The sequence below is a fragment of the Streptomyces sp. NRRL F-5123 genome, assembly GCF_000721495.1.
Taxonomy (GTDB): domain Bacteria; phylum Actinomycetota; class Actinomycetes; order Streptomycetales; family Streptomycetaceae; genus Actinacidiphila.
This window is the reverse complement of sequence record NZ_JOHY01000084.1, coordinates 1-26,106: the sequence shown is the minus strand read 5'-3', so window position 1 is coordinate 26,106 and position 26,106 is coordinate 1. Positions and strand designations below refer to the sequence as shown.

12 protein-coding genes are annotated in these 26,106 nt (G+C 75.4%); 2 read left to right on the top strand and 10 right to left on the bottom strand.

The window, feature by feature from the left end:
- Positions 1 to 13 precede the first annotated feature (13 nt).
- Together IH54_RS0136585 and IH54_RS0136580 are read right to left on the bottom strand one after the other, a co-directional pair.
- Positions 14 to 1,426 (bottom strand): aldehyde dehydrogenase family protein, encoded by a 1,413-nt coding sequence (locus IH54_RS0136585; protein WP_324607852.1) that lies wholly within the window; start codon positions 1,424 to 1,426, stop codon positions 14 to 16.
- Between the two features lie 10 nt (positions 1,427 to 1,436).
- Positions 1,437 to 2,531: an NAD(P)-dependent alcohol dehydrogenase gene (locus tag IH54_RS0136580; protein ID WP_031525360.1), complete on the bottom strand. Its 1,095-nt coding sequence runs from the start codon at positions 2,529 to 2,531 to the stop codon at positions 1,437 to 1,439.
- Positions 2,532 to 2,708: 177 nt separating this feature from the next.
- Between IH54_RS0136580 and IH54_RS0136575 the strand changes: the two genes are divergently transcribed.
- Complete coding sequence (locus IH54_RS0136575) at positions 2,709 to 4,304, top strand: hypothetical protein (protein WP_159012307.1); 1,596 nt, start codon at positions 2,709 to 2,711, stop codon at positions 4,302 to 4,304.
- A gap of 68 nt (positions 4,305 to 4,372) precedes the next feature.
- Here IH54_RS0136575 and IH54_RS45095 read toward each other — a convergent pair whose 3' ends face one another.
- The 4 genes from IH54_RS45095 to IH54_RS0136555 all read right to left on the bottom strand — a co-directional run bounded on the left by IH54_RS45095 (position 4,373) and on the right by IH54_RS0136555 (position 8,096).
- Positions 4,373 to 5,440, bottom strand: coding sequence for an alpha/beta hydrolase (locus IH54_RS45095; protein ID WP_031525358.1), 1,068 nt, complete (start codon positions 5,438 to 5,440; stop codon positions 4,373 to 4,375).
- Positions 5,437 to 6,147: a 2-oxo acid dehydrogenase subunit E2 gene (locus tag IH54_RS45090; RefSeq protein ID WP_052398276.1), complete on the bottom strand. Its 711-nt coding sequence runs from the start codon at positions 6,145 to 6,147 to the stop codon at positions 5,437 to 5,439. The genes IH54_RS45095 and IH54_RS45090 overlap by 4 nt, the downstream gene beginning before the upstream one ends.
- 115 nt (positions 6,148 to 6,262) lie before the next feature.
- Complete coding sequence (locus IH54_RS0136560; protein WP_031525356.1) at positions 6,263 to 7,369, bottom strand: ferritin-like domain-containing protein; 1,107 nt, start codon at positions 7,367 to 7,369, stop codon at positions 6,263 to 6,265.
- Between the two features lie 85 nt (positions 7,370 to 7,454).
- On the bottom strand, positions 7,455 to 8,096 hold the full coding sequence (locus IH54_RS0136555) for a TetR/AcrR family transcriptional regulator (RefSeq protein ID WP_078862796.1): 642 nt from the start codon (positions 8,094 to 8,096) through the stop codon (positions 7,455 to 7,457).
- A 179-nt stretch (positions 8,097 to 8,275) separates the two neighbouring features.
- Here IH54_RS0136555 and IH54_RS0136550 point away from each other — a divergent pair, with 179 nt between their 5' ends.
- Positions 8,276 to 9,796, top strand: a complete 1,521-nt coding sequence (locus tag IH54_RS0136550; RefSeq protein WP_031525354.1) for an MFS transporter — start codon at positions 8,276 to 8,278, stop codon at positions 9,794 to 9,796.
- A 33-nt stretch (positions 9,797 to 9,829) separates the two neighbouring features.
- Here the strand turns inward: IH54_RS0136550 and IH54_RS47825 are convergent, their stop codons facing one another.
- From IH54_RS47825 to IH54_RS45075, 4 genes are all read right to left on the bottom strand, one after another.
- Entirely contained in the window at positions 9,830 to 11,308 is a 1,479-nt protein-coding gene (locus tag IH54_RS47825; protein WP_031525353.1) for an FAD-dependent monooxygenase, read from the bottom strand.
- 12 nt (positions 11,309 to 11,320) lie between these two features.
- Positions 11,321 to 12,373, bottom strand: a complete 1,053-nt coding sequence (locus IH54_RS0136540) for a 3-oxoacyl-ACP synthase III family protein (RefSeq protein WP_031525352.1) — start codon at positions 12,371 to 12,373, stop codon at positions 11,321 to 11,323.
- Between the two features lie 131 nt (positions 12,374 to 12,504).
- Positions 12,505 to 16,554, bottom strand: coding sequence for a type I polyketide synthase (locus IH54_RS0136535; RefSeq protein WP_043183285.1), 4,050 nt, complete (start codon positions 16,552 to 16,554; stop codon positions 12,505 to 12,507).
- 43 nt (positions 16,555 to 16,597) lie between these two features.
- Positions 16,598 to 26,059, bottom strand: coding sequence for a type I polyketide synthase (locus IH54_RS45075; RefSeq protein ID WP_234344228.1), 9,462 nt, complete (start codon positions 26,057 to 26,059; stop codon positions 16,598 to 16,600).
- Positions 26,060 to 26,106 lie beyond the last annotated feature (47 nt).

Below are 26,106 nucleotides of genomic sequence, written 5' to 3'. Positions count from 1 at the left end.
GGCCGAAGGCGGCTCAGAGCCGGCCGACGACCTGGATCTCGGAGAAGCTCTCCAGCCCCCAGCGGCCGTTCTCCAGCCCGATGCCGCTCGACTTGTGTCCGCCGAACGGCACGTCGGGGCGCAGTGCGCCGCGTCCGTGGGTGTTGATCCACACCTGGCCCGCGTCCACGCGCGCCGCGACCTGCGCGGCGCGGTCGGTGTCGGCCGACCACACCGAGGCGGTCAGCCCGTAGGGGGTGCCGTTGGCGCGGTCGATCGCGTCGTCCAGCCGGTCGTACGCGACGACGGGCAGCGCGGGGCCGAACTGCTCCTCGTCGACGATCGGGACGCCGTCGGACAACCCCGTCAGGATCGTCGGCGGGAAGAAGAGCCCCGGCCCGTCGCCCGCGGGCGCGCCGCCGGCCGCGGCGACCGCACCGCGGCCGAGTGCGTCGGCCACCAGGCCTGCCACCCGGTCGTACTGCCGGCGGTTGCTGACCGGACCCAGTTCGGTGCCCTCGGCCGCGCCGTCGCCGACCCTGGTGGCCAGGGCCCGCGCCGCGAGGGCCTCGACGAGCTCGCCGTGCAGGGCCGCGGGCACGTAGACGCGTTTGACGGCCATGCAGAACTGCCCGTTGTTGCGGAAGGCGCCCCAGAAGAGGGCCTCCGCGATCTTCGCCGGGTCCGCGTCGTCGAGGACGATCGCCGGGTCGTTGCCGCCCAGTTCGAGGCTGATGCGCTTGAAGTCGGCGCTCGCGGCGGTCATGACCTTCGTACCGGTCTCGGTCGACCCGGTGAAGCTGATGCGGCGCGGCGTGCGGTGCGCCGTGATCCACGCGCCGAGCGGGTCCGGTCCGCTGACGACGTTCAGGACGCCGGGCGGCAGCACCTCGCGCAGCAGCTCGCCGATCGCGAGCGTCGTCAGCGGGGTGTACGGGGAGGGCTTGAGCACCACGGTGTTGCCGGCCCGCAGCGCCGGCGCGACCTTCCACAGGGCGAGCGCCACGGGGAAGTTCCACGGCGCGATCGCGGCGACCACGCCGAACGGGCGGCGCATCACCGCGATCCTGCCGTTCTCGTCGTCCTGCAGCAGCGTCTCGGCCGGCAGGTCGAGGTCGGCGTAGTAGCGCAGCCACGCGCACGCACCGGCGATCTCCCCCCTGGCCTCGTAGCCGGGCTTGCCCTGCTCGGCGGTGAGGAGGGGGGCGAGGCGGTCGACGGCGGCCACGATCGCGTCGGCCGTCTCGTGCAGGGCCGCGCGCCGCGCCTTCTCGTCCGCGCTCCAGGCGGGGAAGGCCGCCTGCGCGGCGGCCATCGCGGCATCCAGCTCCGCGGGGCCGCACGCGGGCGCGCGGGCGACCACCAGGCCGGTGGCCGGGTTCACCACGTCGTACGCACCGGAGCCGGGCAGCGGCAGCCCGCCGGCGGTCATCGTCGAGTCGAACACGGACAGCCTCCTATGCCGCCGGCACCAGGACCGGCTTGACGACGTCTCCGTTGCCGAAGTCACGCTCGGCGTCGTTGATCCCGGACAGCGGGTAGGTGCGGACGAGCCGGTCGAACGGGAAGCGCCCGTTCTGCCACAGGGCGATGAGGACGGGGATGAACTGCTGCGGCACCGCGTCGCCCTCCATGACGTAGCGCAGGGTCTGGCCCCCGAGCAGTGCCCGCGGCGGCAGGACGACGTCGGCGGCGCCGGAGCCGACCAGCGCGCAGGTGCCGCGCGGGCGCAGCGAGGTCACGGCGGCCAGCACGACCTCCGGCACGCTCGTGGTGTCCAGCGCGGCGTCCGCGCCGCCGCCGGTCAGCGCGGCGATGCGGGCGGCGGTCTCGGGGTCGGCGCCGTCGAGGGCGTGGGTGGCACCGAGTTCGAGGGCCAGTTCGCGGCGCTTGGGGTGGGTGTCGACGGCGACGATCTCGCGGGCCCCGGCGGCGGCTGCGGCCATCACCGCCGCGAGCCCCACCGCGCCGGTGCCGAAGACCGCGAGCGTGGAGCCCGCGCCGGCGCGCAGCGCCAGCAGCGCCGTCCCGGCGCCGGTCTGGATGCCGCACCCGAGCGGGGCGAGCGTCTCCAGCGGCAGCGAGGCGTCCACGGGGACGAGGCCGCGCTCGGCGGCGATGCAGTGCGTCGCGAACGAGGACTGCCCGAACCAGCGCGCGGCCACCGGCTCGCCGCCCGCGTCGGTGACGGACGTCGAGCCGTCGACGCGGCGGCCGGAGAGGTTGCGCGGGAAGAACTGACCGCAGTAGGAGGGCTCGCCGCCCAGGCAGCGCGCGCACCAGCCGCACGAGTCGTAGCTGAGCACGACATGGTCGCCGGGCCGGACGCGGGTGACGCCCGGGCCCACGTCCTCCACCACCCCGGCACCCTCGTGGCCGAGCACGACGGGACCGGACACGATCGGCACGTGCCTCGGCATCAGGTCGCTGCGGCACAGCCCGGCCCCGGCGACGCGCACCAGCACCTCGCCGGGGCCCGGTGCGGCGAGGTCCACCTCCTCGATGCCGAAGGGTCCCGTCCTGTCCCGCAGCACCGCGGCATGGATCATCATGCGAATATCACCTTCGCAACAGGGGGTAAATGCGGGGAAATTCCCGGCTCCCGATGCTACTGATCGCAACTAAAGTCCTTCTAATACCGACCTTCTGCGGACGACCGCCACCAATTTCCCGGATTTGGCTGTACCGTATCGGCGTCGATATGAATAACGGACGAGGGAGATTGTGAAATGAATGGTGAATCCGAGGGGCATACCGCGGGCCGCCCCGCGCACCGCGGGGTGTCGCGGCGCGGCGCGTTAGGCGTGGCCGCGGGCGCGATGGCCTCGGTGCTGCCGCTGGCCGGCCACGCCCACGCCGCCGCGGGCCGGGGCGCGGCGCGGGTCGAGACCTCGCTGCTCCCGTCGGGCGCGCAACTGTACCGGGACAATGCCGCAATGGTCGGATTCGGACCGCGTTTCACCGGTTCCCGGGCACACGACAACTATCTCGGCTGGCTCCTCGACCAGTTCGAGCGCACCGGCTGCCGAATACTGCCGTCGCACGCGTATCCGTGCGAGACCTGGGAGGCCGAACGCTGGGGCCTGACGCTGCTGGAAGGAGCCCACGCCGGGCACGTGCGCGTCGCGGCCTACCACCCGCGCGGCGGCGAGACGCCCCCGCAAGGCGTGGTCGGGCGGCTCCTGCACCTCGAGGGCGCACCGAAGATCGGCGCGGTGGCGGACACCGCGGACCCCGCGGCGCTGGAGCGGGCCACGGCGGACTGGCAGCGGCGGACGTCGCAGTGGCTGGCGGCACGGACGGCCGAGCTCGGCGCGGACGCCGCGGGCACCGTCCTGCTCATCGACCCGGGGCTGCCCACGACCGGCACCCGCGCGGCGACGGACGCCTCGGCCGGGGTGTTCCTGCGGCAGCCCAACGACGACGGGGTGCCGTGGAAGAAGCTGTGGGACCCGCGGCTGTGGTCGGCGGTGGCCTCGGCGCCCGGCGCCGCGACCGCCGCCGGCGTCGTCTGCATCGTCGACGCCTCCTACGAGGCACTGGCCGGCGACTACCTGCCGCCCAAGAACGCCTACACGGGCATCCCGGCCGTCTACGTCGACAAGGACACCGGCGCGATGCTGCGGCAGGCCGCCGAGGCCACGCCGCTGGTGCGGTTCACGATGACGGCCGGGCGCACCAAGACCACGACCCCCAACCTCGTGGCGGTGCTGCCCGGTGACGGCAGCACCGACGAGGTGCTGATCGGCAACACCCACACCGACGGCACCAACTTCCTGGAGGAGAACGGCGGCATCGGCCTGCTGGCCCTGGCCCGATACTTCCGGGGCTTGCGCCTGCGCGGCCGTGGGCTGCGCCGCTCTCTGGTGTTCTCACTCGTCACCGGCCACTTCGACGCGGGTTTCCCGGAGACGGAGGGCTTCATCGACGACCACCCCGACCTGGTGGGGAAGGCCACGGCCGCGCTGAGCATCGAGCACCTCGGGGTGACCGAGTGGGTCGACGACGACGCCGGCTACCGCTCGCTGGGGGTTCCGGACTGGGGCGTGATGTACGTGGCGGACAGCCTCGTGCCCCTGGCCTCCGAGGCGTTCGCGCACCACGACCTGTTCAACCACCGGCTGGGCCGCAACCCGTCCAACTACGGCGGTGTCGGCGCGGCGTTCGCAGCCGCGGGCGTCCCCGCGCTGTCCTTCCTCGCGGCGCCCACCTACCTGCTGTCGACGACACCGAACGGCGACCTGGACAAGCTGGACCCGGCGCTGATGCGCCGCCAGCTCGCCTGGTTCGCCGACCTGCTGCACCGCCTGGACGCGACCCCCTGACACGCGCCGCGGGCCGGCCGCCGGGAGCGAAGAAGCCCCTCGGCGGCCGGCCCGCGGCACACGGTGCGTCAGCGGCCGGACCGCAGCCGCGCGATGCGCCACCGCAGCGACGCGCGCCGCCGCAGGCTCGCGCCGGTCGTCCGCAGGACGGCGAGCACCAGCCGCAGCCCGCTCTCGGCGACGTGCCGGGGCGAGCCGTGCACGTCGTCGTACGTGTGCAGGTGCAGCCGGCGCACGTTCTCGCGCAGCATCCGCACGTCACCGGCGGGGATGATCTCGTCGCGCAGGCTCACCAGGCCGTGCACGGGGATCTGCAGCGCCCGCAGCTGGCTGCCGGTCAGCGCCCAGTCACGCACCCGGTCGGGCACGTCCCCCGGCTTCTCGTCCATCAGGTGGGCCATCGTGTCGACGGTCACCCGGGGCAGCGCCTGCTGCCACTGCGGATCGGTGAAGAACGGCCCGACGGGCGCCCCGGCGACGACTACGCCCCGGATCCGCGGGTCGTCCACGGCGCAGCGCAGCGCCAGGTGCCCGCTGAAGCTCAGCGCCATCGCGTGCACGCGGGTGGCGTCGGCGCCGAGGTCGCGCACCGCGTCCAGGATTCTGGAGATCATCAGCCAGCTGTCGGCGCCGTAGCGCAGGGTGTTCTCGCCCACTCCGGGCATCTCGGTGACCAGGCCGGCCATGCCGAGCGACCGGGCCCGCATGAGCATGGGCGCCCACTGCTCCTTGACGCTGATGATCCCGCCCATGATGAGCAGCAGCGGCCGGCGCTCGCCGGGCACCAGGTTGGACGTCCAGCACGCGACGCGCCCGCCGGGCATGTCGACCTCCAGCCGCTGGATGTCGGAGTTCTCCCGGCGCCACCGGTCGAACGCCCGCACGCAGCCCTCCATGGCCTGCCGGCGAGCTTCTCCGTCCACGAAGGGGAAGCGGGCCATGTTGTAGTGGCGGCACGCCTCCAGCAGCTTGCCCTGCGACTCCAGTTCGCGGGCCGCGGCGCTCCACTCGGCGACCCAGGAACCCGGTCCCTCGCCGTCGTCGCGGATGCGGTCGAGCAGTTGCCGGTAGTGCGGGATGCCCTGCGCCTTGGCGTGGACGCCCACGTACTGCTTGAGCTCGGCGATGTCGTTCACGACCGCCCCTCCCCCGCCGCCTCGGCGACGGCCGCCGGGGCCGGGGGCCGCACGGTGAAGCCCTCCAGCGCGTCCTTGATCTCGCTCAGGACGTCCGCCGCCTCGGCCCCGTCGATCACCCGGTGGTCGAACGTCAGGTTGAGCCGCATCACCGGCGCGACCGCGAACGCGCCGTCGCGCACGACGGCCCGGTCGGTCACCCGCCCCACCCCGAGGGTGATCGTGGTGCCGCCCACCGAGTGGAAGCCGTCCACCGCGCGGTGCCCGAGCGAGCTGACCGCGAAGGTGCCCATGAGAGCGGCCCGCCGCTCCAGCGGCCGGGCGATCTTCCGGTAGCGCGCCAGGCCCCGCGGGTAGCGGCGGGCGTCGAGCCGGCGGGCGCCGGTGAACTCCGGCGCAGTGTCCGGGTCGATGTCGCGGTAGCGGTCGACCGCGCCCTGGATCTCCTCCAGCGTCGCGGTGTCCAGGTCCCGCAGCACCGCGGACAGGGCCACGCGCCGGCCGCCGAGCGTCTTGTCCAGCGCCAGCTTGCCGTTGACGGAGGCGTAGCGCGCCACCGCGGGACGCCCCCAGCCGAACCAGCGTTCGCGGATCGCGGCGTTGGCCTCCGGGTGGCGGGCCAGCACCCGCCCGGAGGTGTGGAGCACGTACGTGACGACCGAGTGGCGCCGGCCGTCTGCGCGTGCCTCCTCGCGGTGCCGCAGCACGCTCGGCCTCGTAGTGGGCCTACTCGGTCGATGCGGCAACGCAGCGAGGTGCCGTGCCGGGCGTCGCAAGCCGGTGAACCCTCCCGGTCACAGCACTAGCGTGCGGCGCCTTCCGTCACTCGGCGGCGGCCTCGGCGATGACGGCGTCGACCTCCTCCTTGCGGGCCTGCTCCTCCGCGCGTGCCGCCTCCGTCTCCAGTTTCTCGGCGACCTCCTCGTCCTGCCGCATGAGCACCTCCAGGTCCTGGCGGGCGAGGTCCAGCACGCCGAGGTCGGCGAAGACGCCCTGCACCCGCTCGCTCCACAGGCCGATGTCGCGCACGCACGGCACCAGGCGGCTGAAGAGCAGGCCGCGGAACATCTTGTGCGCCTCGGAGTTGTCCAGCAGCGCCTTCGACTCCTTCTCCGAGATGCCGAAGTTCTCCCACACCTCGGTGCCGCGAAGCCGGTCCTGCATCAGGTAGCAGCCCTCGATGACGAAGTCCTCGCGCTCGCGCCGCTCGGCGTCCGAGATGTGCCGGTAGTGCTCGCGCAGCGCGAGCCGGCCGAACGCGACGTGCCGCGCCTCGTCCTGCATCACGTACGCCAGGATCTGCTTCGGCAGCGGCTTGGTGGTCATGTCGCGGATCAGCCCGAAGGCGGCCAGCGCGAGGCCCTCGATCATCACCTGCATGCCCAGGTACGGCATGTCCCACTGGGGGTCGCTGAGGGTGTCGCTCAGCAGCCGGCCCAGCTTGTCGTTGATCGGATAGATCAGTTCGAGCTTCTCGCGCAGGAACTTGGAGTAGATCTCGACGTGCCGCGCCTCGTCCATCACCTGCGTGGCGCCGTAAAACTTGGCGTCGAGGTCGGGGACGGACTCCACGAGCCGGGAGGCGCAGATCACCGCGCCCTGCTCGCCGTGCAGGAACTGCGAGAACTGCCACGAGGCGACGTGGCGGCGGACGTCGGCGCGCTCGCGCTCGTTCATCCGCTCCCAGTGCGGCGTGCCGAAGATGGCGATCGAGCGGTCGGGGACGCCGAGCGCGTCGTACGGGTCGACCTCGGTCTCCCACGCGATGCGCTTCATGGAGTCCCACTGCTTGTCCTTGCCCTTCTGGTACAGGGACAGCAGGCGTTCACGCCCGTCGTCGTAATCCCACGAGAACCTGGCCGCGCCCGACGCGGGCACCTCCCAGGTCGTGGATGCGACAGGCGTGGTGTAGAGATCGCGTGCCGACACGGCGCCTCCTTGGTTGACCGGCTCCGCTCACGGTCGCCCGCCGCCTTAAAGCACGCCTAATCCACGTCTAGGGCCGGGGCCGGTGTCAGGGCGCGGTCAGCGGGAGCAGCACCCGGTCGACGACGGAGACCAGGTACGCGTCGGGCGCGGGGGCGCTGTGCACGAGCGGGTACTGCACCAGCAGGGCCGGGCCGACACCGGCCACCAGCTCGGTGGCGGCCTGCGGGCCGACCTCGCCGCGCTCGGCGCCGCGCCGCAGCACGTCGAGGATCCGGCGGGTGCACGGCTCGACCACCCGCTCGATCGCGGCGCGGCGCACATTGCCGTTCTCGCAGCCGGCCTCGGCCGAGACGATCTGGAAGGCGGTGCCGCGCGTGGCCGTGAACGACACCTGGACGCACCGCATGAGGGCGAGCAGGTCGGAGCGCAGGTCGCCGGTCAGGGCCACCTCGTCCGGCTGCGGGAGCATCGCCTTGAGGGCGTCGGCGACAAGCTCCTCCTTCGACGTCCAGCGGCGGTACAGGACGGCCTTGCTGGTGTGGGCCGCGCCCGCGATGCGCTCCATCGTCAGGTTCGCGTAGCCGACCGCCTCCAGCTGCTCGAAGACGGCGTCGAAGATCGCGTGCCGCAGCGCCTCGCCGCGGCGGCGCGAGACGACGGCCGCGGGCGACGGCGTCAGGGCGCCGCTCGGCGCGACGGGCGGCTGGGCCCGGGTCGGTGTCGCCAATGTCGTCTCCCGCGTTCCGGCGTGGCCCGCCGAGCAGGTCGGCAGGCCGTCGACCTCTTCAGCATAACCCCCGGAATAAGAAACGACTCGGTTTCCAATCGAGCTGACGCCATGTTAGCCTGCTGCGAAAATAGGAAACGTTTTGGTTCCTCAGGTCGTCACGGTGCTGGGAGGCATCCATGTCAGTGGAATCGGCAACACGCTCGGGGGGGACCGGGCCGGCCGATGCGGCGACGAGCGGCAAACGGCTCGGCCTGGTCCTCACGGTCATCGTCGCCTGCCAGTTGATGCTCGTGCTCGACGCGACGATCGTGAACGTCGCGCTGCCGAAGATCCAGGGCTCGCTCAGCTTCTCCCCGACGAACCTGGCGTGGGTGCTCAACGCGTACACGCTGGCGTACGGCGGCCTGCTGCTGCTCGGCGGCCGGGCCGGTGACATCCTCGGGCGGCGCCAGGTGCTGGTCGGCGGGATCGCGCTGTTCAGCGTCGCCTCGCTGCTCGGCGGCCTGGCCACCGAGTCGTGGATGCTCGTGGTCTGCCGCGCCGCGCAGGGCGTCGGAGCCGCGTGCGCCTCGCCCAACGCGCTGGCGCTGATCGCCAGCAACTTCCCCGAGGGCACGCCGCGCACCAAGGCGCTGGCCGCGTGGGCGGCGGTGTCGGGGGTCGGCGGCTCGATCGGCCTGATCGTCGGCGGCATGCTGACCACCTGGCTGTCGTGGCGGTGGGTGATGTTCATCAACGTGCCGTTCGGTGTCGCCGTCCTCGTCCTGGCTCCGATGGTGCTCACCAGCCCGCCGCGCAACCCGGGCCGTTTCGACATCGCCGGCGCGGTCACCTCGACCGTCGGACTGGGCGCACTGGTGTACGCGTTCATCAGGGCCGCGTCCGACGGGTGGAGCGACGGCCAGACGATCGTCGCGTTCGCCGTGGCCGCCGCCGCGCTGGCGCTGTTCGTCGTGGTGGAGAACCGGGTGGCGCAGCCGGTCGTCCCGCTGCGGCTGCTGGCCGACCTGCCCAGGGCCCGCTCGTACCTGCTCATCCTGCTGCTGACCGGCAGCATGCTCGGCATGTTCTTCTTCACCACCCAGTTCGTGCAGAAGGACCTCGGATTCAGCGCGCTGCAGGCCGGTTTCGCCTTCCTGCCGATGACCGCCGGCATCCTGGTGTCCGCCTCGCGCGCCTCCAAGCTGCTCAAGACGATCGGCCCGAAGCCGCTGATGCTGGCCGGCGCCCTGCTCACCACCGCCGGCATGACCTGGCTGACCCGGATCTCCGACACCAGCTCGTACGCGGGCGCCGTCCTCGGCCCGATGATCATGTTCGGGCTCGGTGTGGGCGCACTGTTCGTGCCTCTGAGCGTCGCCGTCGTCTCCGGGGTGCCCGCGCGCGACACCGGCGCGGCCTCCAGCATGATGGTCGTGATGCAGCAGATGGGCGGCTCGGTGGGCCTGGCCGTCCTGGTCACGGTGTTCGGCTCCGCCACCCGGGACGCGCTGTCGGACCCGCCGCACGACATGACCCCGGCGCGGCTGCCCGAGTACGTCCTCGCCCACGGGGTGTCCGCCGCCTACACCGTCGCCACCGTCTTCCTCGCGGTGATCCTGCTGCTCGTGCTGATCACCCGCCAGGTCCGCCCGGCCGACGACGCGAAGACGGCCTCCGCCCCGGCCGACGCGGAGGCGGAGGCCGTCGAGAGCTGACGTCCTGCCGTAACGTTTCGGGCCGGTGGCCGCTCAGGCGGTCGCCGGCCCGAACCAGCGGGTCAGGGCGGCGAGCGCACCCGCCGGGTCGGTGCCGTCCCCGGCCCAGGCGACACGGCCGTCGGGCCGCACCACCAGCAGGGCCGCGTCGATCCCCGGGACGGGCTCGGCCGCCACCACGTCGACCTGGCCGGGCCGGCCGTCGGCCCACGACCTGGCTCCCGCCGCCGCGCCCGCGAGGTCCAGCACGAGGCCGCGGCCGGAGTGCAGCAGGCGTGCCACCGACGTCTCGCCGTCCGCGGTGCGCAGCGGCACGTCCGCCAGCCGCCGGCCCGTCAGGGGGTGGGCGTCGCCCTCGGGTCCGAAGGAGTAGGCGGTGTCCAGGTCGGCCGCCATCCGCACCAGGTAGGCGTTCACGTCGTCGAACCGGATCAGCTCCCTGAACACGTCGCGCAGCGGTGCCATGGCCGGCAGCGGGTGCAGCAGCGCGGCCTGCGCCGCCGTCGTGCGGCACGCACGGTCGGCGACCGGCCGCCGCTCCTCCTCGTAGGTGTCCAGCAGTCCGGCGGGCGCGCGTCCCGCGGCGGCTGCGGCGAGCTTCCAGCCCAGGTCGACCGCGTCCTCCACGGCCGTGCTCATGGACTTGCCGCCCAGCGGGAAGAACGTGTGCGCCGACTCGCCGGCGAGGAAGACGCGGCCGTCGCGGAAGCGGTCCGCGAGCCTGGTGGCCACGTCCCAGCGCGACAGCCAGCGCGCCTCCAGCCCCGGCGCCTCGACACCGGCCAGCCGCCGCAGGGAGGCGCGCAGCTCCTCGGCGGTCACCGGCGCCGCGGCGTCCTCGGGCAGCACGTCGAACTCGGCGGTCATCACCCGCACATGGTCCGGGCCGAGCCGGCGGACCGTCAGCAGCCCGCCCGGGTACTCGGTGGCGCCCGTGAGGTCGAGCACCTCGGCGGCGCCGGCGGCGGTCACGTCGCCGACGATGCCGTGGAAGGGGAAGTCCGAACCGGGAAAGCCGATGCCGGCCAGCTCCCGCACCCGGCTGCGCCGCCCGTCGCAGCCGACGAGGTAGCCGCAGCGGATCTCCGACTCGCCCGCGGCCGTCCGCGCCGTCACCGTCACCCCGGCCGTGTCCTGACGCAGGCCCACCACGGTGTGGCCGCGCAGGATCTTCACCCCCAGGTCGGCGGCGCGCTCCTCCAGGACGCTCTGCAGCCGTGACTGCGCCACGGCGAACGTGTACGGGTGGTGCCCCGGCAGCCGCGACGGGTCGAGCCACAGCTGCGCGAAGTGCGCGTTGCGCGACTCGATGCCGTACGGCCGCAGCGCGTCCATGATGCCGCGCTGCGCGAGCAGTTCGACCACGCCCGCGTTGACGGCCAGGCCCGGCGCCTCCCCCGTGGGGTGGGGGCTGCGCTCCAGCACGGTGCACGGCACACCGCGCAGCCCGAGTTCGCAGGCCAGCATCAGGCCCGCAGGGCCCGCGCCCACGACGACGATCTCCTCGCTCACCGCTGCTCCACCTCAGATCTTCTCGAATGCGAAACCGGCCTTGATCCACTTGCTGGACTCCACCGCGATGCCCAGGGCACGGTCGCCCGGACTCATCTCCGCCAGGGCCCGTTCGAGCTGGAGGAACGGAAGGGCGTTCCCGGTGTTCCCCGTCTCGGTGACGCAGGAGACCTCCTCCGCGGCGACCTCGAGACCCTCCAGGATCTTCGGCGTCATGCGTCCCGACAGCTGCGGCGGCAGGATGTAGTCGAAGTCGGTGTCCTTCCACCCGAGGTCGTCCAGCAGCTCCCGGAGGATCTCGACGGACATGGCGGGCACCGCGTTCTCGATCGCCTTGTAGTTCTCGCCCGCGGGCGGTACGTCGCTGTCGCGTTCGGCCAGGCCGTACCACTCCAACGTCTGGCCCGGCTCGCGTCCCAGGCCGGTGAGCCGGGTGAACACCCGCTCCAGGACGGCCTGGCCCCGGCGCCCCGGGCCCTGCCCGCCGGCCTCGGGGGCGGTGTCCAGCACCACGGCCCCGGCGCCGTCCCCGAACAGCAGGAGGTTGACCAGCTGCGCGGGGGGCATCGAGGCGACGTCCATGCCGATGTCGAAGTGCTTCGCGGTGCTGTCGCCGCCGATGACCAGGGCCGTGCGGTAGGCGCCGGTGCGCAGGAAGTGGTGCGCCACGTCGAGCGCCTGGACGGCGCCCGAGCAGCCCGACTGGAGCTGGAAGGTGCGGACGTCGTTCACGCCCAGCCGCTCGGCGACCATGTTGACCGTCGCGGGCATCAGCATGTCCGGTGTGGCGGTGCCCATGACGATCAGGTCGACGTCCTCCGGTGCGACGTCCGCGCCGGCCAGGGCGCGGCTCGCGGCGGTCGTCGCGAGGTCGGTGAGCGACACGGACCGCTCCCCGGTGTCGAGATCGCGGGCCAGGTGGCGGGTGCGCGTTCCGATGAACACGTCCACCCACTGCTCCCACACCTTGTCCATCTTGAACAGGCGGGCCAGCCGCGCGTTGCCGATCGGTGCTCCCGGCAGCGCGGTCCCCACGGAAAGGATGCGGATGTTCGGAGAGTCCATACCGGCATCGTCCGAGCCCGCCCTAATGCTCGACTTGGGCGTTCCTTGCGTGCTCCGGTCCCGCCGGCCGGCATGCCGCCGCCCCGTGCCGTGCGGCACGGGGCGGCTCCTCGTCCGGCTCGGTGGGGCGCTCAGCCCCGGGCGCCGACCACCTCGCCGCTCGCCCGCTCGTGCGCCCCGGCGCCGCCGTTCCCGCCCGACGCCGCCAGCTCGCCGCGCAGGTATCGGGCGAACCCGGCCAGCGTCGGGTGGTCGAAGACGGCCGTCGCGGGCACCTCGAGCCCGGTGTCGTCGCGCAGCCGGTTGCTCAGCTCCAGCGCGGTGAACGACGAGAAGCCCAGCTCCAGCAGGCTCGTGGCGCCGTCCAGCTCCTCGGGCGCGTCGTGCCCGAGCACCGCCGCCGCGTGCCCGCGCAGCGCGCCGAGCACGATCTCCTGCGCCTGCGCCTCGTCGGCCCCGGCCAGTTGCGCCAGCAGCCCGGGGCGCTCCGCGGCGCCGCCGTCCGCGGCCGACCCGCCGGGATCCGCGACGGCCGCGAAGAACGGCGATCGCGCCGCGCCCGGCAGGCTGCCCCAGTCGATGTCCGCAAGCACCAGGACGCCGTCGCGCGCCGTCGTCGCCTCGTCCAGCACGTCCATGGCCAGGTGAGGTGCCACCGCGCGCAGTCCCGGCCGCCCCTGCGCGCCCGGGTCCGCGTCCGTCCACGGCCCCCATGCGACGGCGAGGACGGGCAGCCCGTCCGCGCGGCGGGCCGCGACGACGTCCTCGATCTCCGGCGCGGCCACCGCCTCGGTCTCGCCGAAGCCCTCCGGCAGGCCGGTGAGGAGCACGAACGCCGTGAGGTCCAGGGCGCGGGTGGCCGCGTCGAGGGCGACGGCGGTCGCGGGGTCCGCACCCGACCGGGCGTCGGCGTGGACGACCGCGGTGAGCGGCGGGCCGTCCGGGAGCGACGCCAGCAGCCGGCCGACCGCCTCCCGGTCGGCCGGGTCGCACACCGCGGAGGTGACCCGTACGCCCTCGGCGGCCAGGCCGGTCACGAGGTCCTGCCCGGGGAGCCGCGGCGCCGCCAGCACGACGTGCTCCGCGCCGGTCCTGACCAGCCGGCGGGCGGCGTGCACGCCGAGCCCCTCCGGCCCGTCGAGGTCGCCGGTGACCACGACCGTGCCGGTGGGCCGCCATCGGCCGTTGCGGGACGGCGCCGCGCGCACCAGCCGCCGCACCGGCCCCTCGTCCGCGCCGGGGACCTGCCCGAGGGCCACGCGGTAGCGCCACTGGTGCCGCCGCCGCCAGGCGTCGAGGACGGGCAGCAGGCCGGCCAGCGCGCCCTCGGCGACGCCGAGGTCCGCGGCCAGCCCGGCGGCGTCCCCGCTCCCGACCGCGTCCCAGAAGCCCGCCTCGGGCCCCTGGGGGCCGCTCCGCGCGGCGGCGTCGATCCAGTAGCGCCTGCGCTGGAACGCGTACGTGGGCAGGTCCCGCTCCTGCGGCCCTTCGCCGAGTACGCCGGGCCAGTCGACCGGCAGGCCGTGGACGTGGGCCAGCGCGAGCGCGGCGAGGGCCGAACCGGTCTCGGGCCGGTCGCCGCGCAGCGCCGGGATCACCACCGGCCCGTCCACACCCGCCGCGGCGAGGCAGTCGTGCGCCAGCGGCGTCAGCACCGCGCCGGGGCCGACCTCCACGTAGGCGGTGACACCGTCGTCGTGGAGGCTGCGCACCCCGTCCGAGAAGCGCACCGTCCCGCGCACGTGGCGCGCCCAGTAGCCCGGGGAGCGCAGCTCGTCGAGCCGGACGGGCGCTCCCGTGACGTTCGACACGACGGTGATCGCCGGCGCCCTGAAGGTCAGTCCCGCCGCCACGTCCGCCAGGTCGTCCAGCACGCCGTCCATGTGGGGCGAGTGGAAGGCATGGCTCACCCGCAGCCGCTTCGTCCGGTGGCCCAGGCCCCGCAGCTCCCGCATCACCCGCAGCGTGGTGTCGCGGTCGCCCGAGATCACCACCGTGGCGGGGCCGTTGACGGCGGCGATGCCGACCCCCTCGGCATGCTCGGCCACCAGCGGCATCACCTCGTCCTCACCCGCGCGGACCGAGACCATCGCGCCGCCGGGCGGCATGGCCTGCATCAGCCTGGCGCGCGCGGCGACCAGGGTGCAGGCGTCCGCCAGGTCCAGGACACCGGCGGCGTGCACGGCGGCCAGCTCGCCGATCGAGTGCCCCATCACGGCGTCCGGCACCAGGCCCCAGCTCTCCAGCAGCCGGAAGAGCGCGACTTCGAGCGCGAAAAGCGCGGGCTGGGTGTACCGCGTCTCGTCCAGCAGCGCAGCGTCCGCGCTGTCCGCGGGGGCGAACATCACCTCGCGCAGCGGCCGGTCGAGGTGCCCGTCGAACTCGGCGCACACCGCGTCGAGCGCAGCGGCGAACACCGGGTGCTCGCCGTGGAGTTCACGGCCCATGCCGGGGCGCTGGCTGCCCTGCCCGGTGAACAGGAACGCGGTGCGTCCCGGCGCCGACGCGGTGCCCGGCCCGACCAGCTCGGGCGCGCGCTCCCCGTGCCCGAGGGCGTCGAGTCCGCGCAGCAGGCCGTCGCGGTCCGCGGCGAGCACGACGGCCCGGTCCGGCAGCGCCGACCGTCCCACCGCGAGCCCCCGCGCGAGGTCCGCGACCCGCAGCCCGGGTCCGGCCGCCACGGCGTCGCGCAGCCGCGCGGCCTGTGCCCGGAGTGCCGCACGCCCGTGGGCCGAGACGGGTACGGGCACCGGCGTGGCGGTCCCGTCCGGTTCGACGGGGGCCGGGGCCGCCTCGTGCTCGGCCTGTTCGAGGATCAGATGGGCGTTGGTGCCGCTGATGCCGAAGGCCGACACCCCGGCGCGGCGCGGGTGGTCCGTCGCGGGCCACGGGACCGTCCGCGCGAGTAGGGACACCCCCGCGCCGGACCAGTCGACGTGCTCGGACGGCTGCTCGGCGTAGCGGCTGCGGGGCAGGACGCCGTGGCGCATCGCCATGACCATCTTGATGACGCCCGCGACGCCCGCCGCCGCCTGCGTGTGGCCGATGTTCGACTTCACCGAGCCCAGCAGCAGCGGCCGGTCCGCCGGGCGGCCCTTGCCGTACGACGCGATCAGCGCCTGCACCTCGATGGGGTCGCCGAGTGACGTGCCGGTGCCGTGGCCCTCCACGGCGTCGACGTCCGCGGGGCCGAGGCCCGCGTCGGCGAGGGCGGAACCGACGACGCGGCGCTGCGCCGGGCCGTTCGGGGCGGTCAGGCCGTTGCTCGCGCCGTCCTGGTTGACGGCCGAGCCGCGCAGCACGGCCAGCACGCGGTGGCCCTCCCGCACCGCGGTGGACAGGCGTTCGAGCAGCAGCAGCCCGGCTCCCTCGGCGAAACCGGCGCCGTCGGCCCCCGCGGCGAACGACCGGCACCGGCCGTCCGCGGACAGGCCCCGCTGGCGGCTGAACTCCACGAACAGGCCCGGTGTCGCCATGACCGTCACGCCGCCCGCGAGGGCCATCCCGCACTCGCCGCGGCGCAGCGCCTGGGCGGCCAGGTGGACGGCCACGAGCGAGGACGAGCACGCCGTGTCCACCGTGATCGCCGGCCCCTCCAGGCCGAAGGTGTACGCGATCCGGCCCGACGCCACGCTGCCCGCGCTGCCGTTGCCGACGAAGCCCTCGAACTCGGCCGGGACCTGCCCCAGCCGCGTCGCGTAGTCGCCGTACATCACCCCGGCGAACACCCCGGTGTCGCTGCCGCGCAGCGAGTTCGGTGCGATGCCGGCGTGCTCGAACGCCTCCCACGCCGTCTCCAGCAGCAGCCGCTGCTGCGGGTCGGTCGCCGCCGCCTCGCGCGGACTGAGTCCGAAGGGCGCGGGGTCGAACTCGTCGGCGTCGTGGAGGAAGCCGCCGTACCGCGTGGTGGACGTGCCGGGCGACTGCGGGTCGGGGTCGTAGAGGCCGTCGACGTCCCAGCCGCGGTTGGCGGGGAAGTCGCCGATCGCGTCGCCGCCGTCGAGCACCAGCCGCCACAGGTCCTCCGGACCGCGCACGCCGCCGGGGTAGCGGCACGCCATGCCGACGATCGCGATCGGCTCCCGCGCGGCGGACTCGGCCTCGGCGAGGCGCTTGCGGGTGCGGTGCAGGTCGGCGGTCACCCACTTCAGGTAATCGACGAGCTTTTCTTCGTCGGCCATCCGAGATCGGTCCTTTCCGTTCGGTGAGGGGCCTGGCGGCGGTTCAACGGGCCCGCCCGAGCTCGTTGTCGATGAAGTCGAGGATGCTGTCGGCGTCGGCCGCGCCGAGCGTGTCGGCCACGTCGGCGCCGTCCTCCGCGGCCGGCTGCTCGTCCCAGCGGGCGACGAGCGTGCGCAGCCGCGCGACCATGGCCTGCCGGTCCGGGCCGGGCGCGGCGGACAGGGCCGCGTCGAGGCCGTCGAGCACGGCGGTCGCGGGCGGCGCCGCCTCGTCGGCGGGGACCAGCTCGGCGCCGATGTGGCGGGCCAGCGCCGCGGGGGTCGGGTAGTCGAACACCAGCGTCGTCGGCAGGCGCAGGCCGGTGGCCGGCCGGAGCCGGTTGCGCAGCTCCAGCGCGGTCAGCGAGTCGAAGCCCAGCTCGGCGAAGGTGCGGTCGGCGGCGACGTCGGCAACCGTCGGGTGGCCGAGCACCGCCGCCACGGTGGTGCGGACCGCGTCGAGCACCGTGCGGTCGCGCTCGGCAGCGGAAAGCCCCGCGAGGGTGCTGCCCAGCGCCCCCGGATCCGCCGCCCCGTCCGCGTCCCGGCGGGCGCCCTGCCCCACGAGGTCCTCGAACAGCGCGGGCAGCACGCCCGAGCGGGCCTGGGAGCGCAGCGCCGGCATGTCCAGGCCGACCGGCACTGTGAGGGCCGGGCCCGCCGCCAGGGCGGCGTCGAAGAGCGCGAGGCCGAGCGCGGCGGGCATCGGGGTGAGGCCGCCGGGCGCGGTACGGGCCCGGCCGGGCCCGCCGAGCCCCGCCGTCATCGTGCTCTCCGGCTCCCACAGGCCCCACGCCATCGACGTCGCCGGGAGCCCCAGCGCCCGCCGGTGCTGCGCCAGGGCGTCGGTGAACGCGTTGGCGGCGGCGTAGTTGGCCTGGCCCGCGCTGCCGGAAAGGCCCGCGAAGGAGGAGAAGAGCACGAAGGCAGCCAGGTCCAGACCGCGTGTCAGCTCGTGCAGGTGCCACGCCCCGTCGGCCTTCGGCCGCATCACGGTGTCGATGCGCCCGGCCGTCAGGGAGTCCACGACGCCGTCGTCGAGCACCGCCGCGGCGTGAACGACCGCGGTGAGCGGGTGCCGCTCGTCCACCGCGTCCAGCACGGCCGCCAGCGCCGCCCGGTCGGCGGCGTCGCACGCCGCGAGGGTGACGTCCGCGCCGAGGGCGGCGAGTTCCTCGCGCAGCCGCGCCGCGCCGTCCGCCGCGGCGCCCCGGCGGCCGGTGAGCACGAGGTGGCGCACGCCGTGCGCCGTGACCAGGTGCCGGGCCAGGAGGCCGCCGATCGTCCCGGTGCCGCCGGTGACCAGCACGGTGCCCTCCGGATCCCACGGCCGTACGGGCTCGTCGGCGAAGGCCCGGCGTACCAGCCTGGGCACGAGGACGGTGCCGGCCCGGACCGCGAGCTGCGGCTCGCCCGTCGCGAGGGCGGCCTCGACGGCCGCCCGGGGCACCGGGCCGCCGTCGCCGTCCTCGGGGTCCAGGTCCAGCAGCACGAGGTGGCCCGGACTCTCCGACTGGGCGGTACGGACCAGGCCCCACACGGCTGCCGCCGCCGGGTCCGGCAGCGGCTCGTCCTCTGCGGTGCTCACCGCGCCCCGGGTGACCACCACCAGCCGGGAGCCCTCCGCCCGGCCGTCCGGCGCCCAGGACTGCACGGCCGCCAGCACGCGGGCCGTCTCCGCCCGGGCCGCGGCAGCTGTGTCGGGGCCGCCCGCGGCGGTGACGGGCACGAACACGGTCTCCACCGTGTCCGCGTCGGCCGCGGGGATGTCCGTCCCGTCCGCGACGGTGAGGCCCGCCGCCGCGAGCCCGGCCGCGAGGCCCAGCCCGTCGGGGGAGACCACGGTGCAACGCCCCGCGGGGAGCGGCGCCGCGCCCTGCGGCGCCGCTGCCCGCCACTCCACGGCGAACAGCGACCTGGCGACCGCGGTCCCAGGTGTGCGCAGCCGGTCGACCGGTGTCCGGCGGATCGTCAGCTCGTCCACCGACAGCACCGCGGCGCCCTCGTCGTCGAAGGCGTCCAGCCGCACGGCGTCCGTACCGGTCGGCGTCAGCCGCACGCGCAGCGCGGCTGCGCCGTCGCGCCACCACGACACGCCGGACCAGGAGAAGGGCAGCGGCACCGTGCCGCCGTCCGCGCCCGCGCCCGGCCCGGGCAGCGCGAGGACGTGCAGCGCCGCGTCGAGCAGCGCGGGGTGGACCCCGAACCGTCCGGCGTCCCCGGCGGCCGGCGCGGGCAGCGCGACCTCCGCGAGCAGGCTCCCGCCGTCGCGCCACGCGGCGCGCAGTCCCTGGAACGCCGGGCCGTACTCCAGCGCGATGTCGCCGAGCAGCTCGTAGGCGTCGGCCGCACCGACCGGCTCGGCCCCCGCGGGCGGCCACTCCCCCGGCGGCTCGGGCGCGGGCCCTGCGCCGTCAGGGGCCAGCAGCCCGGCGGCGTGGCGCCGCCACGGCGAGGTGTCCTCGTCCGCGGCCTCCCGCGCGTGGACGGTGACCGGTCGCCGTCCGTCCTCGGGCGCCCCGACCGTGACCCGCAGCTGCACGTCACCGCGTTCGGGCACCGGCAGGGGCGCCTCCACGGCCAGCTCGTCGATCCTGCCGTAGCCGCAGCTTCCGCCCGCCTGCCCCGCCATCTCCACGAAGGCCGTGCCCGGCAGCAGCACCGTCCCGGCCACGGCGTGGTCGGCCAGCCACGGGTGGGTGCGCCGCGACAGGCGGCCGGTGAGCATGAACTCCTCGGTGTCGACGGCGTCGATGACCGCGCCGAGGATGCCGTGCCCGGTGGCGCCGAGCCCGAGGTCCTGGGCGTTGCCGGTGCCCGCGGCGGCCGGGTGCGCGTCGAACCAGTAGCGGCGCCGCTGGAAGGCGTACGTGGGCAGCTCGAAGCCGGGCGCCTGCGCGCCGTCCGGGCCGAACACCGCGGACCAGTCGACGGCCACGCCGTTGACGTGGGCCTGGGCGAGGGAGAGCAGGTACCGCGCGGGGCCGCCCTCGTCGCGGCGCAGTGACCCGAGGGCGACCGCGCGGTTCCTGCCCTCCTGGAGGCCGCGGTCCTCGATGGTCTCCTGCACGCCGATCGTCAGCACCGGGTGCGGGCTGCACTCGACGAACACCCGGTGGCCGCGGTCGAGCAGCGAACGGGTCGCCTGTTCGAACTTCACGGTCTCCCGCAGGTTCGTGTACCAGTACTCCGCGTCCAGGCCCGACGTGCCGATGACGTCGCCGGTCAGCGCCGAGCAGTAGGCCACCTCGGACTCCCGGGGCTCGACGCCGGCCAGCTCGCGCAGCAGCCGGGGGCGCAGCGCGGTCATGTGGGCCGAGTGCGAGGCGTAGTCCACGGGGACGCGCCGGACGCGCACGCCCTCCGCCTCCCCCGCCTCCAGAAGCTCGCCGATCGCCGCCGCGTCCCCGGAGACCACGGTGGAGGACGGGCCGTTGACCGCGGCGACCGACAGGCGCCCCTCCCAGCGGGCGATCAGTTCCCGCACCCGCTCGGCGGGTGCGGCGACCGAGGCCATGCCGCCGTCGCCCGCCATGTCCGCGATGGCCTGGCTGCGCAGCGCCACGACGCGCGCGGCGTCGTCCAGCGACAGCGCGCCCGCGACGTACGCGGCGGCGATCTCGCCCTGCGAGTGACCGACGACGGCCGCGGGCCGCACCCCCTTGGACCGCCACAGCGCGGCGAGCGAGACCATCACGGCGAACAGCGCGGGCTGCACCACGTCGACCCGCTCCAGCGTGGGCGCGCCGGGCGCGCCGCGCAGCACGTCGAGCAGCGACCAGTCGGTGTACCGCGCGAGCGCGTCCGCGCACAGCGCCAGCTCGGCGGCGAAGGCGGGTTCGGCGTCGAGGAGTTCCACCGCCATGCCCGGCCACTGCGAGCCCTGGCCGGGGAAGACGAAGACGACCCGGTCGGCGTCGGTGGCCGTGGCCGTCACGAGCTGGGGCGCCTCGGTTCCGCCGGCCAGCGCCCGCAGGCCCGCGGCCAGCTCGCCGGGGTCCGCCGCGACGACCGCGGCCCGGTGGCCGTGCGCCGTGCGCGCGACCGCCAGCGCCCGGCCGACCTCGTGCGGCGACGCGTCCGGGCGGGAGGTCACGGTGTCCAGCAGCGCCGCGGCCTGCGCGCGCAGCGCCGCCTCGTCGCGGGCGGAGACCACCCACGGGACGGGTGCGCCCGGCCGGGCGGGCGTGTCCTGGCCGTTCGCGGGCGGGGCCGCGGGGGCCTCCTCCAGGACGACGTGGGCGTTGGTGCCGCTGATACCGAAGGAGGAGACGGCCGCACGCCGCGGGTGGCCGTTGCGGGGCCAGGGCGTGTTGCCCGTCAGCAGCGTGACGGCGCCGGCGCTCCAGTCCACGTGCGGCGTGGGCTCGTCGACGTGCAGGGTGCGCGGCAGTTCCTCGTGCCGCATCGCCATGACCATCTTGATGACACCGGCGACACCGGCCGCGGCCAGCGTGTGCCCGATGTTGGACTTGACGGAGCCGAGCAGCAGCGGGTGCCCGGGGTCGCGGTGCCTGCCGTAGGTGGCCAGCAGCGCCTGCGCCTCGATGGGGTCGCCGAGCGCGGTGCCCGTGCCGTGCGCCTCGACCGCGTCGACTTCGGCGGCGGGGACACCGGCGTTGGCGAGCGCCTGCTGGATGACACGCTGCTGCGAGGGCCCGTTGGGGGCGGTCAGGCCGTTGGAGGCCCCGTCCTGGTTGATCGCGCTGCCGCGCATCACGGCGAGCACCCGGTGGCCGTTGCGCTCGGCGTCGGAGAGCCGCTCGAGGAGCAGCAGCCCGGCGCCCTCGCCCCAGCCGGTGCCGTCGGCGGCAGCCGCGAACGCCTTGCAGCGCCCGTCCGCGGCCAGCGCGCGCTGCCGGCTGAACTCCACGAAGGTGGCCGGCGTCGGCATCACCGTGACGCCTCCGGCCAGCGCGAGCGAGCACTCGCCGCTGCGCAGCGCCTGCGCCGCCAGGTGCATCGCGACGAGCGAGGACGAGCACGCGGTGTCCACCGTGACCGCGGGGCCTTCGAGGCCGAAGGTGTAGGCCAGCCGCCCTGAGGCGACGCTCGTGGTGTTGCCGGTCGACAGGTAGCCCTCGAAACCGGCGGTGGCGTCACCCAGCAGCGAGGCGTAGTCCTGGGCGATCACCCCGGCGAAGACACCCGTGGCGCTGCCGGCCAGGCCCGCGGGATCGATGCCGGCCCGCTCGAACAGCTCCCACGCCGTCTCCAGCAGGAGCCGCTGCTGCGGGTCGGTCGCGACCGCCTCGCGCGGGCTCATGCCGAAGAAGGACGCGTCGAACTCGTCGGCGCCGTAGAGGAATCCGCCCTGCGTCGCGTACGTCCTGCCGGGGCGGTCGGGGTCCGGGTCGTAGAGCGAGTCCAGGTCCCAGCCGCGGTTGGCCGGGAAGTCGCCGATGGCGTCGGTGCCCGTGACGACGAGCTGCCACAGGTCCTCGGGCGAGCTGACGTTCCCCGGGTAGCGGCAGGCCATCGCGACGATCGCGATCGGCTCGTCGGTCGCCGCGGTCGCCACCGCCGCCGCCTGCGCCCGCTCGCCGCCCAGCAGCTCCGAGCGCAGGAAGGCCGCGAGCGCGGTCGCGGTCGGGAAGTCGAACAGCAGCGTCGCGGGCAGCCGCAGGTCCGTCGCGGCGTTCAGCCGGTTGCGCAGCTCGACCGCGGTGAGCGAGTCGAAGCCCTGCATGCCGAACGGCCGGTCCGGCTCGACCGCGTCGGGCGTCCCGTGCCCGAGCACGATCGCCGCCTGCTGCCGCACCAGGTCCACCAGGAACCTGTCGCGGTCCGCCTCCGCCAGCGCGCGCAGCCGGTCGCCGAGTGTGCCCGGCGCCTGCTGCGCCCCGGACGCGGCGACCCGCCGCGCAGGCACCCGCGCGAGGTCCCGCAGCACCGGCGGGAGGCCGCCCGCGGCGGCCCGGCGGCGCAGCGCGGGCGCGTCCAGCCGTACCGGGACCACGAGCGCGGCGTCGTCCGCGAGGGCGGCGTCGAACAGCGCGAGTCCGTCCGCCGCCGCGAGCGGGGCGAGCCCGGAACGGCCCAGCCGCGCCGCAGACGCCTCGTCCAGCTGCGCGGTCATGCCGCCGTCGGGCTCCCAGGGGCCCCACGCCATGGAGACGGCCGCGAGCCCCCGCGCCCTGCGGTGCTCGGCCAACGCGTCGAGGAAGGCGTTGGCCGCCGCGTAGTTCGCCTGGCCCGCGTTGCCGGCGACGGCGGCGACCGAGGAGAAGACGGCGAAGACCGCGAGGTTCGCCTCGGCCGTCAGCTCGTGCAGGTGCCAGGCAGCGTCGGCCTTGGGCCGCAGCACCGCGTCCAGCCGCCCGGCCGTCAGCGACCCGACCGGCGCGTCGTCGAGCACCCCGGCGGTGTGGACCACCGCGGTGAGGGGGTGCCCGGCGGGGATCGCCGCCAGCAGTTCTTCCACGGCCGCACGCTCGGCCACGTCGCACGCGGCGTACTCGACGTGCGCGCCGAGTCCGGCCAGCTCGGCGGCGAACTGCGCCGCGCCGTCGGCGTCCTGGCCGCGCCGGCTCGCCAGCAGCAGCCGGCGCACGCCGTGATCGGTGACCAGGTGCCGTGCGACGAGCCGGCCCAGGCTGCCGCTGCCGCCGGTGACCAGCACGGTGCCGTCCGGGTCGAGCGGCGCGGGCAGGGTGATGACGATCTTGCCGGTGTGCTGGGCCTGGCTCAGGAAGCGGAAGGCCTCGGGGGCGCGCCGCACGTCCCACGCGGTGACGGGCAGGGGGCGCAGCGCCCCCGACGCGAACAGCCCGCCCAGCTCCGCGAGCATCTGCGCGATGCGCTCGGGCCCGGCGTCCATCAGGTCGAACGCCTGGTAGGCCAGGCCCTCGTGCTCCGCCTCGACGCGCTCGCGGTCGCGGATGTCGGTCTTGCCCATCTCCAGGAACCGCCCGCCGTCGGCCAGCAACCGCAGCGAGGCGTCGACGAACTCCCCGGCGAGCGAGTTGAGCACGACGTCGACGCCGCGCCCGCCGGTGGCCGCGCGGAAGGACTCCTCGAAGTCGAGGGTGCGCGACGACGCGATGCGGTCCTCCGCGACGCCCTCGGCGCGCAGCGTGCCCCACTTGCCGGAGCTCGCCGTGCCGTACACCTCGACGCCCAGGTGCCGCGCCAGCCGGGTCGCGGCCATGCCCACGCCGCCCGCGGCCGCGTGCACGAGCAGCGACTCGCCGGGCCGCACCCGGGCCAGGTCCAGCAGGCCGTGGTAGGCGGTGAGGAACACGATCGGGGTGGCGGCGCCCTGCGCGAAGGTCCACCCGGCCGGCAGCCGGGTCAGGTGCCGGTGGTCGGCGAGGGCCAGCGGCGCGATCGCACCGGTGAACAGGCCCATGACGCGGTCGCCCGGCGCGAGTCCGGTCACGCCGGACCCGACCTCGACGACGACCCCGGCGCCCTCGCTGCCCAGCCGCGCGTCGCCGGGGTACATGCCCAGCGCGATCATGACGTCGCGGAAGTTCAGCCCGGCCGCCCGCATCTCGACCCGCACCTGCTCGGGTCCCAGCGGCTCGGCGGCCGCGGGCGACGGCACCAGCGCGAGGCTCGACAGCGTGCCGGCCTCGGTCACGTCCAGCCGCCACGGCACGCCGCCGCCGGGCGGCGCCAGCCGCTGCGTGCGGTCGGCGCGCGCCAGCCGCGGCACGTACGCCCGGCCGGACCGCACGGCGACCTGCGGCTCGCCGGAGGCGAGCGCCGAGGGCAGCTGCGCCCAGGCGTCGTCGCGCCCGTCGAAGTCCACGACGGCGATCCGGTCGGGGTGTTCGGTCTGCGCCGCGCGCAGCAGGCCCCACAGAGGCGCCTGCGGCAGCGACCCGATCCCCTCGGCGTGGCGGGTGGCGACCGCGCCACGGGTCAGCACGGCCAGCCGGGAGCGCGCGAAGCGGTCGTCGTCGAGCCACTCCTGGAGCAGGGCGAGGACGTCGCCGCAGGCGCGGCGCACGGCCTCGTCGACCGTCACGCCTTCCGCGGCGCCGCCCGGAAGGACGGCCAGCACCGTGCCGGGCGCTGCCGCCTCCGCGGGGAGGGCGGCACGCAGCCCGGCGAGGCCGCGGTGACGGGCGGGTGTGACGCCCGCCGCGGCCAGCGCCTCCGCGGCACCGGCGCCGATCTCGCCGAGCAGCGCCCAGCCGCCCTCGGCGGCGGCGGGGCCGGTCTGCGGCAGCGCCGTCCACGTGAGGTGGTGGAGCCCGGTGCCGCGCTGCGGGGACGCTGCCGCCAGGCCCTCCTGCGGGACGGGCCGGAGGGTCAGCGCCCCGATGCCGGCCACGGGCGCGCCCGCGGTGTCGCGGACCGAGACCGCCACGGTGTCCTCGCCTGTCACCTCCAGGCGCACGAGGACGTCCCGCGCGCCGGTGGCGTCGAGGTGCACGTCGCTCCAGGAGAAGGGGATGCGCACCGGGGAGCCGGCGTCGTCCAGGGCGCCGAGCACGAGCGGGTGCAGTGCCGCGTCCAGCAGCGCCGGGTGCACGCCGAATCCCGCCGGGTCGCAGGTCTCGGGCAGCCGCAGCGCGGCGTAGAGGTCGGGGCCGTGCCGCCACACCGCGTGCACGCCCCGGAAGGCGGGCCCGTAGGAGTACCCGCGCTCGGCCAGCCGGTCGTAGAGGTCCGCGGTGTCGAGCGGGGTGGCGTCCGCGGGCGGCCAGACGGCCGGTGTCCCGGCGGCGGCCGTGCCCGCGACGGCGGGCCGCTCGCCGGGGGCGAGGGTGCCGGCCGCGTGGCAGGTCCACGTTCCGGCCTCCTCCTCGCTGCCGCGGACCGGCCCCGGCAGGCTGGCGGGGTCGGCCGCCGGAGCGTCGTCCGGGCAGGAGTGGATCTGGACGGGGCGGCGTCCCGTCCCGTCCGGTGTGCCCACGGTGACCTGGAGGCGGGTGGGCGCGCCCTCGGCGAGGACGAGCGGGGCGCGCGTCACCAGCTCCTCCACGTGGCAGCCGACCCGGTCGCCCGCGTGCAGCGCCAGGTCGACCAGTGCCGTGCCGGACAGCAGTGTGCTGCCGGCGATGACGTGGTCGGCGAGCCAGGGGTGGGAGCGCAGCGACAGCCGTCCGGTGAGCACCACCGCGGCGCCGTCGCCGTCCGCGAGGTCGAGCGCCGCCCCCAGCAGCGGGTGTGCCGTGGTCGTCATGCCCAGGGCGGAGGCGTCGCCCGCGGTGTCGGGCGCCGTCAGCCAGTGCCGCCGGTGTTCGAAGGCGTACGTGGGCAGGTCGACGGCCCGCCCGCCGTGGCCGTCGAACACCGCGGCCCAGTCCGGCACCGGCCCGTTGACGAACACCCTGCCGAGGGCGGCCGTCAGCGCCTCGGTCTCGGACGTGCCCGCGCGGGCGGTCGCCACGGCCGCGGCGGGAAGGGGCCGCGCGGAGTCGGCGAGCGTGGCCGCGACCATCGGCGTGAGCGCCGCGGCGGGCCCGATCTCCAGGTACGTGGTGACGTTGTGGGACGCGAGGGTGGTCACACCCTGGTGGAAGCGGACAGCCCGGCGGATGTGCGCGGTCCAGTACC

What these genes read in the sequence shown, in the direction of transcription:
- IH54_RS0136580 (WP_031525360.1), bottom strand. Translation starts at nt 2,531, where the DNA reads ATGATGATCCATGCCGCGGTGCTGCGGGACAGGACGGGACCCTTCGGC.
- IH54_RS0136540 (WP_031525352.1), bottom strand. Translation starts at nt 12,373, where the DNA reads ATGGACTCTCCGAACATCCGCATCCTTTCCGTGGGGACCGCGCTGCCG.
- IH54_RS0136535 (WP_043183285.1), bottom strand. Translation starts at nt 16,554, where the DNA reads ATGGCCGACGAAGAAAAGCTCGTCGATTACCTGAAGTGGGTGACCGCC.
- IH54_RS0136550 (WP_031525354.1), top strand. Translation starts at nt 8,276, where the DNA reads ATGTCAGTGGAATCGGCAACACGCTCGGGGGGGACCGGGCCGGCCGAT.
- IH54_RS0136575 (WP_159012307.1), top strand. Translation starts at nt 2,709, where the DNA reads ATGAATGGTGAATCCGAGGGGCATACCGCGGGCCGCCCCGCGCACCGC.